The organism is Mesorhizobium sp. M0296 (assembly GCF_040321675.1).
In the GTDB taxonomy this organism is placed as follows: domain Bacteria; phylum Pseudomonadota; class Alphaproteobacteria; order Rhizobiales; family Rhizobiaceae; genus Mesorhizobium.
On record NZ_JAMYRZ010000054.1, the window covers coordinates 25,154 to 35,484 of the forward strand.

Genomic DNA, 10,331 nt, shown 5'->3' on the forward strand with positions numbered 1-10,331 from the left:
GCCGCTTTTTTCGCAATGCTATTCCGCCGCCACCTTGGCCATCGGATTGTTCGGATGCGTCGTCCAGTTGGCATAGATCGGCGACACTGGCCTACCAGTGCGCTCATCGATCGCGCCAACCGCCAGTGGCTCCATGGTGATGCAGTTCTCGACCGGGCAGACATTGACGCAGAGATTGCAGCCGACGCATTCGGCCTCGATCACCTCGAAATGCCTGACGCCGTCGACGATTGCGGTGATCGCCTGGTGCGAGGTGTCCTCGCAGGCGATGTGGCAGCGGCCGCATTTGATGCAGGCCTCCTGGTCGATATGCGCCTTTGCGATGTAGTTGAGGTTGAGATACTGCCAGTCGGTGACGTTGGGAGTGGCGCGGCCAATGATGTCGTCGAGCGAGGCATGGCCCTTCTCGTCCATCCAGTTTTCCAGGCCGGCGATCATCTCCTGCACGATCTTGAAGCCATAGGTCATCGCCGCCGTGCACACCTGCACATTGCCGGCGCCAAGCGCCATGAACTCGGCGGCGTCGCGCCAGGTGGTGATGCCTCCGATACCGGAGATCGGCAGGCCCTTCGTTTCCGGGTCGCGCGCGATCTCGGCCACCATGTTCATGGCGATCGGCTTCACCGCCGGGCCGCAATAGCCGCCATGCGAACCCTTGCCGTCAATCGTCGGCTCCGGTGCGAAATTGTCGAGATTGACGCCGGTGATCGAATTGATGGTGTTGATCAGCGACACCGCGTCGGTGCCGCCGGCAAGCGCAGCGCGTGCCGGCTTGCGTATGTCGGTGATGTTGGGCGTCAGCTTGGTGATGACAGGCATGCGGGTGTTGGCCTTGCACCAGCGCACCACCATTTCGATGTATTCCGGCACCTGGCCGACCGCCGCACCCATGCCGCGTTCCGACATGCCATGCGGGCAGCCGAAATTGAGTTCGATGCCGTCGGCGCCGGTCTCCTCGACTACCGGCAGGATCGCCTTCCAGGCATGCTCCTCGCAAGGCACCATCAGCGAGACGACGATCGCCCGGTCGGGCCAGTCCATCTTGACCTGCTTGATCTCGCGCAGATTGACCTGCAGGTCGCGGTCGGTGATCAGCTCGATGTTGTTGAGGCCGAGCAGACGACGGTCGGCGCCCCAGATCGCGCCGTAGCGCGGACCGTTGACGTTGACCACCGGCGGGCCCTCTTCGCCGAGCGTCTTCCATACCACGCCGCCCCAGCCCGCCTTGAAGGCGCGAATGACGTTGTAGGCCTTGTCGGTCGGCGGCGCTGAGGCTAGCCAGAACGGGTTCGGCGATTTGATGCCGACGAAATTGTTGCGGATGTCTGCCATGCTCATGCCCTCCCGTTCGAGGTCAGTGCCCGATGAATGCTTTCCGCAGCATCGCGGCCTTGTGCGACGGCCGAGACTGTCAGGTCGTCGCCGCCAAAGATGCAGTCGCCGCCGGCCCAGACGTTTGGCAGCGAGGTGCGGCCTTCGGCGTCGACCTTGATGCGGCCGGCTTCCAGGTCAAGCAAAGCCCCGCTGCCGTTGAGCGCAGCCGGGACAAAACTCTGGCCGATCGCCTTGAACACCTGATCGGCGACGAGCGTCAGCCGCTCGCCGGTGCCGACAAGCCGGTCGCCGTGCATCGCGGTGTATTCGAGCTCGATCGCCGACACCTTGCCGGCGTCGGCAATGACCCGCTTCGGCTGCAACCAGTGCCGGATAATGACGCCGTTGGCGGCAGCCAGATCCTGCTCGAATTCGGAGGCATTCATGTGCTCCGGGCCGCGCCGATAGCAGATCGTCACCTCTTCGGCTCCGAGCAGCTTCGACTGCACCGCCGCGTCGATCGCCGTCATGCCGCCGCCGATGACGACAACACGCCGGCCGACCGGCAGGCTGGCCAGATCACTGGCCTGACGAAGCTCGGCAATGAACTCGACGGCGTTGGTGACGCCCTGCACCTCCTCGCCATCCGCTCGCAAGGCATTGACGCCTGCAAGCCCCATGCCGAGGAACACCGCATCGTAATTCCTGGTCAGGTCCGACAGCTGGTAATCACGGCCGAGCGCCTTGCCGTTCTGGATGTCGATGCCGCCGATCGACGTGACATAGTCGACTTCGGCCTGGGCAAAATTGTCGACGCTTTTATAGGCGGCGATACCGTACTCATTGAGGCCGCCGGGCTTCGGGCGGGCTTCCAGGATGGTCACGTCGTGGCCATGACGGGCAAGCCGATGCGCGGCCGCAAGCCCGGCCGGTCCGGCGCCGACCACGGCGACCGTCTTGCCGGTCGGTTCGGGGCGCTCGTAGAACTGCTTGTTTTCGGCCATGGCGACATCGGTGGCGTAGCGCTGAAGGCGACCGATCTGCACCGGCTTGCCTTCGGCCACCTCGCGCACGCAGACTTCTTCGCACAGCGTCTCGGTCGGGCAGACGCGGGCGCACATGCCGCCCAAAATGTTCTGATCAAAAATAGTCTTGGCTGAGCCGATCGGATTGCCCGTCGAAATCTGGCGGATGAACAGCGGGATGTCGATCGAGGTCGGGCATGCATTCATGCACGGCGCATCATAGCAGAAATAGCAGCGGTCGGACTCGACCAGCGCCTCGTGATGATCGAGCGGCGGGTGCAGGTCGGCGAAATTGTCGGCATATTGGTCCGGCGAGAGCCGCCCGCCGGCAATGCCTTGCTTGAACTGGCCTTCTGGCATCGTCAGTTCCCCATGTTCTTGTTTTGGGGAAGGCTAGCACGTTTTATTTTTTTATCAATTGGTCAATTTTCTGTGCAAGCCGCTGAAACCGCTCGATAAAAACATGATAAACGCACTCATGTTTTTGAGCACCGTCCGTTGCGCCTCAATGGATGCGGCGCCCAGAATTGGCTACCAGTGGCGACAAGCTGTTCGAAAGCGCTTACGGGGCGGTAGGCGCTTGAGCATCGTGCGCGATTTTCAAATATTGGAGAAGGTGATGGACATTGTTCAGGAGGCGGTTCAGCGGTGGGAGCCTGTGGAAGATTTACCGCTGGCTGCCTGTCAGGTGTGGCGTCTGAAATCCGACAACTACTTTGAATTGGCCGTCGAAGGCGACTTCTTCGTCGGGGCATCCGAACGAACCCTCAAGATCAACTTCCACGGAGTGCTAGCACTTTCGGCTCATGACGACATGTTGGGAGTGACCCATGTCAGCGCTAGCAGCTCAATCCCGTTGATTGGCTCTGGCAGGCAAGCCTCCTATAGATGGCCCCTCCTCCGAGTCGAGAACTCGCACTGGTTGCGATCAATACCCGGGCCGACAGACGACTGTTCGCATTTTCTATTGCTCAGTCTCGAATGCACGATAGAGGTGATTGCTCGTGAAGCCATAGCTGCTTGGATCTGACCCCTCGCTTCGCACCACGCCTTCCACAACCATTCCGGGCAGCGGGATAGCCCTTAGACTGGTGATGGTCCGCTCTGGTCAGGGAAGTGAGCGACATCCGGCGCATGGATCAACAACCCCTCGTTGACTGCGAGCAAAGTCGAAAACCGCAGGGCGCGCAACCCGGTAACATTTCCAATTTGCCGTCATTTTTTTGGTTGGCTGTCGGATTTTCGTCGTGAGATCGTCCTAGAATGGATCGCGCATGATCGATGTACAAACCGCAAGGAGCACGACAATGCCACAGTCCCCCATGCCCTTCTTCTGGTACGAGTTGATGACCACCGATCTCGACGCCGCCGAGGCGTTTTACACCTCAGTGGTGGGCTGGAGGGGGCAGCCTTTCGAAGGGGCCCAGGGCATGCCGCGCTATATCGTCATGAATGTCGGCGAGCGCGGCGTCGGCGGGTTGATGACGCTGCCCGATGACGCGCGCAAGATGGGCATGCCGCCGGCCTGGGTCGGTTATATCCTCACCAGGGACATCGATGCCGCAACGGCCTCCCTCAAGAAGGCTGGTGGCGCGGTTCACCGCGAGCCCGACGACATTCCTGGCGTCGGCCGCTTCGCCGTCGTTGCAGACCCGCAAGGCGCGATGTTCAACTTCCTGCAGCCCAGCGGCCCCGACCAGCCGCCGCTACCGTTGGCGACCCCCGGCAACATCGGCTGGCATGAGCTCTACACGTCAGACTGGAAGGCGGCGTTCGATTTCTATTCCAGCCAGTTCGGCTGGGAGAAGGGCGACGCCATGGATATGGGTCCGATGGGCGTCTACCAGCTTTTCGCCTTCGGCGGCGAGCTCGTTGGCGGCATGATGAACAAGCCCGAGCAGATCCCGGCGCCGGTCTGGCAGTTCTATTTCAACGTGCCCGGCATCGACGCGGCAGCCAAGCGCGTCACCGACAATGGCGGCAAGATCCTGATGGGTCCGATGGAGGTCCCCGGCGGCAGCTGGATCGTACAGTGCACGGATCCGCAAGGCGCCCATTTCGCGCTAATGGCACCGACGCGGTAACAGGCCGCGCCAATTGCGGGGCCGCCATCGTGCGGCCCCAAGGCTGCAGCACGCCTCACGACTCACTCACCGACAGTTGAATGAAGGCCGGACTATGTGAATGGTCCGGCCTTTGGCGATGACCTATGGCCGGGCTAGGTGAAAATGGAGTCGTAGATGAAGCTTTTCGAAGGCCTCGCCGGATATCAACCGTTCGCCCTTGCCGCCTTGCGCATCATGACGGCGCTGCAGTTCATTGAGCACGGCACCCAGAAACTGTTCAATTTCCCCGTCGGCGACCATGCCGGCGCCCTGAGCGCGCTATCGCTGACCGCGGCCATCCTGGAATTCGGAGGCGGCATCCTGCTGGTATTGGGGCTTTTCACCAGGCCGGTGGCATTCCTTCTCAGCGGCGAGATGGCGATCGCCTATTTCATGGCGCACATGCCGCAGAGCTTCTTCCCGGTCAACAATGGCGGCGATGCCGCGATCTCCTTCTGCTTCATCTTCTTCTATCTGGTATTCGCCGGCCCCGGCGCCCTGGCACTGGACAACCGCAAAACATCGTAGCCGGGCGGATCAGCGCGCTCAGGCCGACTTGCGCGCAATCAGGCCCGCGAAGGCGATGAACCCGAAGAACTCTCCGGCTTCGACACGCCGGCGCGCCTCGTGCTTCAGCCCGTCGCCAAGCGCCTTGTCGAGTCGCTTCCAGCCGGCCAGAATATCGGCGCCGCGATCGACCAGAGTCAGCATGTAGTCGGGCGCGGCAATTTGGGCGTAGCCGTAGCTGTCGAATTTTTCGACGACAAAGCCCGCCGATTTCGCCAGCAGCGGCAGCCGGCGCGTCAGCCAGCGGTCATTCACCAGCGCCGCCATTGCGGCATCCACGCAATCCTGCAGCGGATCATGATCGCCGATGGCGACCGTCGTCGTCGCGTAATCGCCGTCGAAGATCGCCAGGCAGCCGCCTGGGCGAAGCACGCGCAACGATTCCGTCAGGGCCTTTTCGGGACCGGGCACATGGGTCAGGCAGGTATGGAAGATGACCACATCGAACGAGTTGTCCTCGTGCGGCAGCGACCTGGCATCCCCTTCGACGAAGTTCAGGTTGGGGATATCCGCGGCAAGCTCGCGCGCCTTCGCCAGAAATATCGGCGACGGATCGAGCCCAACAACCTCGTTCACCCCCGGCCAGCGCGCAAGCTCGCGACTGATCGGTCCCGAGCCGCAGCCGCCTTCGAGGACGCGTGCCCTTTCCGGAAAATCGATCGACGAGAAAAACGAGTGGCGAATTGCCTTCTGGCGCGGGTCTGCGGCCCGCAACTCCATCGCGTTGATAAGAACCGCGACAACAGCCGGATCAGCGGTTGTGATCTGCGCATACACGTCGGGCATGGTGGACCTCCGAAGCAATTGCCCAGCCTTCCGCCGCAGCTCGACAATAAAACCAAAGGTCACCGCGCGAAAGAATTTTCACTATCGCGAAATCGTCCTCCCCCTTTCATCGTGCCACCGGCACGGCGACTTCGCCATGCCACTCGGTTCCTCAACCGCGCATCCGCTCGAAATTGGCGTCGAACAGCGGTGTCTGCTGCATACGTGCGGCGTAACGCTTGCCCAATAGCTCGATCTCGAAACCGTTGGCCTCATCGGCGATCTCTTTCGGCACGTAACCGATGGCGACGGACTTTTTTGAATGATGCGCGTAGCCACCCGACGTGACCCAGCCGCGCACGGCACCGCCATACCAGATTGGCTCGTCGCCGATGACGTCGGCATCGGCAGCATCGACGACAAAGGCCCGCAACCGCAGTCTGCCGCCTTGCTTGCGCTCCGCCAGCGCTGCCTGCTTGCCGATGAAATCGGCCTCTTTGCCATAGGCGACGAAGCGGTCGAGGCCGGCCTCCAGCGGCCCATAGATCGGCCGGTATTCGCGCGCCCATGAGCCGTAATTCTTCTCGAGCCGCAGCGCATTGAGCGCGCGCGAGCCGAACAGGCCGATGCCGAATTCCTCGCCCGCCGCCATCAGCGCCTGATAGGCGGCACGCTGATATTCCGGCGCCACCCAGATTTCGTAGCCGAGGTCGCCGGTGTAGCTGACGCGCCCGACCAGGCACGGCGCCATGCCGATATCCATCCTGCTGATGGCCATGAACGGAAAGGCCGTATTCGACACATCAGATCGTGTGACCTTTTCAAGAAGGTTCCGCGCGCTCGGCCCGGCGATCGACAGGCCGGTGAGTTTTGCTCCCAGCGCCTCGATGCTAACAGAGCCGTCCTTCGGCAGATGCGCTTCGAACCAGCGCATGTGGTACTGCTCGGCGACACCGCTGCCGGCCAGGAACCAATCCTTGCTTGCAGAATTTGGACCGCCGAGATTGGCCAGCGTGAAATCGCCGATCAACCTGCCGTCTTCCTTCAGCATCGGCGCCAGCGTCATGCGGCCGGGCCTTGGCAATTTGCACGCGAGCATACTGTCGAGCCAGGTTGCTGCGCCCTCACCGGTCACTCTGTATTTGGCGAATGACGAGATTTCCGACAGACCAACGCGTTGCCGAACCGTCTCCACTTCTTTCGCGACATGCTCGAAGTCGCTCGAGCGGCGCCAGGAGAATTCGTCCTTGACCCCTTCGGGCGCATACCACAGCGGCACTTCCAGCCCATAGGCGACGCCCCATTGCGCGCCCTCGGCCGACAACAGACCATAGACCGGCGTCGTCTTGAGCGGTCGCCCAGCCGGCAGTTCCTCGTTCGGGAAGCGGATCGAAAACCGCCGCGAATAATTCTCGCGCACCTTGGCGTTGGTATAGGCCATCGTGGCCCAGTCACCGTAGCGTGACACATCCATCGCCCAGATGTCGGCGCCGGGATCGCCCTCGATCATCCAGTTCGACAGCGCCAGGCCGACGCCGCCGCCCTGCGAGAACCCCGCCATGACACCACAGGCCACCCAGAACCCCGGCAGGCTGCGCACCGGCCCGACCAGCGGATTGCCGTCCGGCGCGAAGGTGAAGGGTCCGTTGATGATCTGCTTGATGCCGGTGTTCTGGAACGCCGGGAAATGCCGGAAGCCAACCTCCAGCGACGGTGCGATGCGGTCGATATCGGGCTCCAGCAGTTCGTGGCCGAAATTCCATGGCGTCTGGAATTCGGACCATGGCTTGTTGGCCTTTTCATAAGTGCCCATCAGCATGCCGCCGCGTTCCTGGCGCAGATAGAGCTCGCCGTCGAAGTCGACCGCATGAATGATCTCCGTGCCGGTCTTCTGGTTCCAGGCGGCGACCTCCGGCATGTCCTCGGTGATCAGGTACATGTGCTCCATCGCCAGCACCGGCAGCTCCAGCCCGACCATGCGGCCGACCTCACGCGCCCACAGGCCGCCGGCATTGACGACATGTTCGGCCACAACCTCGCCCTTGTTGGTGATGACGCGCCACAACCCGTCGGCGCGCCGCACAATGTCCTCGACCTTGGTGAAACGCTCGACCTCGGCACCAAGCTTCCTCGCCGCCTTGGCGTAGGCGTGGGTAACGCCGGACGGGTCGAGATGACCGTCCTCCTTGTTGCGCACGGCACCGACGAACTGCTTGGGATCGAGCAACGGCATCAGCTCGGCCGCCTCATCAGGCGATATCTCCTCGAGCTCGATGCCGAGATAGCGGCCCTTGGCGACGACGCCGCGCAGCCAGTCGAGCCGCGCCTCCGTCGCTGCCAGCAAGACGCCGCCAGTCAAATGCACGCCGGTCGCCTGGCCGGACAGTTCCTCGATCTCCTTGTAGAGCGAGATTGTGTATTTCTGCAGCTTGGCGACATTGGGATCGCCATTGATCGTGTGCATGCCGCCGGCGGCATGCCAGGTCGAGCCGGAGGTCAATTCATCGCGCTCCAGAAGCACGATGTCTGTCCAGCCGTGCCGGGCCAGATGGAACAGCACGGAGCACCCGACAACGCCACCGCCGATAACCACGACCTTTGCATGCGATTTCATGGGATTCTCGTCGTTTCAAAGAGTTGGATGGGTTTCATGATTCTGGAGGAGAAGAGAATGAAGCCGAACAAGACGAGCGGCGCTTAAGGCTCGCCCGCCCCGATCGCTTCCTTGCGCTTGGCCACGTACGCCTCAAGCGCCTCGCGCCTGGAGACTTCCATCACCGGCTCGACATAGTCCTCCAGCGCCTTCTTCCAAAGCCTCGTCGCCCGCGCCGTGGCATCGAGCCCGCCAGCCTCCTGCCAGGCCTCGAAATTCTGCCAGTTGGACAGCATCGGCTGGTAGAAGGCCGTGGCGTAGCGCTCCAGCGTGTGCGGCTCGCCGAAGAAGTGGCCGCCGGTCGGAACCGCACCCAGAGCCTCGACGGCAAGCTCGGCCTCGTTGACCTCGATCGGGCGCAAAAACTCCATCATGTGCTGGATCATCTCGACGTCGATGATGAACTTTTCGAACGACGCTGTCAGTCCGCCCTCTTGCCAGCCGGCGGCATGGTAGACGAGGTTGCCATGGCCGAGCACCGCGCCCCACAGCGCCATCAGCGTCTCATAGGCGCCTTGCGCGTCGGCGGCATTGGAAGCCGAGCCCGGCGTTGTGCGATAAGGCAGGTTGTAACGCCGCGCCAACTGTCCGGACGCGATATTCGCCTTGGTGTTTTCAGGCGTGCCGAACGCCGGCGCTCCCGATTTCATATCGACATTGGAGGTGAAGGCGCCATACATCACCGGCGCGCCGGGGCGGACGAGCTGCGTCAGCACCACGCCGAACAGCGCCTCGGCATTCTGCTGGGCGAGCGCGCCGGCAAGCGTCACCGGGCTCATCGCTCCCATCAGCGTGAATGGCGTTACCGCCACCGACTGGCCGAACTCGGCCATCGTCATCAGCCCCTCGGCCATCATCTCGTCGAAGCGGCGCGGCGAATTGACCGAAATGATCGTGGTGACGCCGGGATCGTGGCGCATCTCGTCAAGCGTCAGTCCGCGCGCGATTGCCATCATTTCGATGCCGTCGAGCGCCCTGCCGCGGCCGATGGCCGAGACGTGAAAGCTTTTGTCGGTCAGTGTCAGATTGGCGAAATAAGTGTCGAGATGACGGGAATTCGCCGGCAATTCTACCGGCGCGCAGACCTGGTTGCCTAGCATGTGGATGCAGTTGAAATGCTGCGCCAGCCGGACGAGATCGGAATAATCGCGCAAATTGCCGGCACGGCGGCCGCGCTCCACGTCGTGCACATTCGGCGGCCCGGCGACGAGCGTGAAGTTGATGGTATTGCCGCCGAGGTGGACGGCATGGGCGGGACTGCGCGGCGTCAGCGTATAGCTGGACTGTGTCGCCTTCAGCGCTTCCTCGATCATGCCGCGATCGATGCGGACGTTCATCGTGGCATGATCGACCTTGGCCCCGGCCTTCTCGAACAGCGACAGCGCCCGCGGGCTCATCACCTCAATGCCGAAATTCTCCAGGATATGCATCGACGCTTGGTGGATCGCCTCGATCTGATCGGCCGAGAGCATCGCCATCGGCGGATAAGGGTTTGTCACCCGCCTGAGCGGCAGTTGCGGGATGGCGGTCGGTCCCCTGTTGCTGGTTCGCTCGGCGCCGCGCTTGCGTCTTGGTTCGCTCATGCGGCGCATCAAAGCGCCGGCACGAGGATCGAGCTGTCAAGAATCCGCCACTTGCGGGCGTGATTTTAGCCAAGGCGGCATTCCGGGAATTTCACATCGGTAAAAGCGACAACAAACGTCGGAATGTTCATATTTCCTCAGCGCCTGCTAAAGCGGCTGACCAGCCGTTAAGAAACGCCGCAAGATTCCTTTTATGTTTTCGGCCTAATGCTCTTCCAATGCGTAGGTCGAGTTTTAGAGCGGTTCCTGATTTGACGGAATCGAAGGGGATTCCGGATCAGTCGGTTTTGTGATTCAAGATGCTGGCTGGAGTGGAGGC

8 protein-coding genes are annotated in these 10,331 nt (G+C 62.1%); 3 read left to right on the plus strand and 5 right to left on the minus strand.

Translation table 11 applies throughout. The features are described 5' to 3' along the window. Positions 1–18 precede the first annotated feature (18 nt). Both preA and NKI97_RS31825 read right to left on the minus strand, forming a co-directional pair. A complete protein-coding gene (gene preA / locus NKI97_RS31820; RefSeq protein WP_352503185.1) occupies positions 19–1,332 on the minus strand; it encodes an NAD-dependent dihydropyrimidine dehydrogenase subunit PreA in 1,314 nt (437 codons plus the stop codon). A gap of 2 nt (positions 1,333–1,334) precedes the next feature. Further along, the gene (locus tag NKI97_RS31825; protein ID WP_352838247.1) at positions 1,335–2,699 is read right to left on the minus strand and encodes an NAD(P)-dependent oxidoreductase; all 1,365 of its coding nucleotides are present in this window, start codon (positions 2,697–2,699) and stop codon (positions 1,335–1,337) included. Between the two features lie 220 nt (positions 2,700–2,919). Here NKI97_RS31825 and NKI97_RS31830 point away from each other — a divergent pair, with 220 nt between their 5' ends. The 3 genes from NKI97_RS31830 (at position 2,920) to NKI97_RS31840 (ending at position 4,972) form a co-directional block, all read left to right on the plus strand. Continuing rightward, entirely contained in the window at positions 2,920–3,369 is a 450-nt protein-coding gene (locus NKI97_RS31830) for a hypothetical protein (protein ID WP_352838249.1), read from the plus strand. Between the two features lie 277 nt (positions 3,370–3,646). Next, a complete protein-coding gene (locus NKI97_RS31835) occupies positions 3,647–4,423 on the plus strand; it encodes a VOC family protein (protein WP_352473534.1) in 777 nt (258 codons plus the stop codon). A gap of 156 nt (positions 4,424–4,579) precedes the next feature. After that, positions 4,580–4,972, plus strand: coding sequence for a DoxX family protein (locus NKI97_RS31840; protein ID WP_352473533.1), 393 nt, complete (start codon positions 4,580–4,582; stop codon positions 4,970–4,972). 18 nt (positions 4,973–4,990) lie between these two features. Here the strand turns inward: NKI97_RS31840 and NKI97_RS31845 are convergent, their stop codons facing one another. From NKI97_RS31845 to NKI97_RS31855, 3 genes are all read right to left on the minus strand, one after another. Next, the gene (locus tag NKI97_RS31845) at positions 4,991–5,797 is read right to left on the minus strand and encodes a class I SAM-dependent methyltransferase (RefSeq protein WP_352473532.1); all 807 of its coding nucleotides are present in this window, start codon (positions 5,795–5,797) and stop codon (positions 4,991–4,993) included. A gap of 151 nt (positions 5,798–5,948) precedes the next feature. Then, entirely contained in the window at positions 5,949–8,390 is a 2,442-nt protein-coding gene (locus NKI97_RS31850) for a GcvT family protein (protein ID WP_352838251.1), read from the minus strand. A gap of 83 nt (positions 8,391–8,473) precedes the next feature. Next, complete coding sequence (locus NKI97_RS31855) at positions 8,474–10,012, minus strand: trimethylamine methyltransferase family protein (RefSeq protein WP_352838253.1); 1,539 nt, start codon at positions 10,010–10,012, stop codon at positions 8,474–8,476. Positions 10,013–10,331 lie beyond the last annotated feature (319 nt).

Excerpts from the sequence above, each read along its gene's own strand:
- preA (WP_352503185.1), bottom strand. The coding sequence starts at position 1,332 with ATGGCAGACATCCGCAACAATTTCGTCGGCATCAAATCGCCGAACCCG.
- NKI97_RS31825 (WP_352838247.1), bottom strand. The coding sequence starts at position 2,699 with ATGCCAGAAGGCCAGTTCAAGCAAGGCATTGCCGGCGGGCGGCTCTCG.
- NKI97_RS31835 (WP_352473534.1), top strand. The coding sequence starts at position 3,647 with ATGCCACAGTCCCCCATGCCCTTCTTCTGGTACGAGTTGATGACCACC.
- NKI97_RS31840 (WP_352473533.1), top strand. The coding sequence starts at position 4,580 with ATGAAGCTTTTCGAAGGCCTCGCCGGATATCAACCGTTCGCCCTTGCC.
- NKI97_RS31845 (WP_352473532.1), bottom strand. The coding sequence starts at position 5,797 with ATGCCCGACGTGTATGCGCAGATCACAACCGCTGATCCGGCTGTTGTC.
- NKI97_RS31850 (WP_352838251.1), bottom strand. The coding sequence starts at position 8,390 with ATGAAATCGCATGCAAAGGTCGTGGTTATCGGCGGTGGCGTTGTCGGG.
- NKI97_RS31855 (WP_352838253.1), bottom strand. The coding sequence starts at position 10,012 with ATGAGCGAACCAAGACGCAAGCGCGGCGCCGAGCGAACCAGCAACAGG.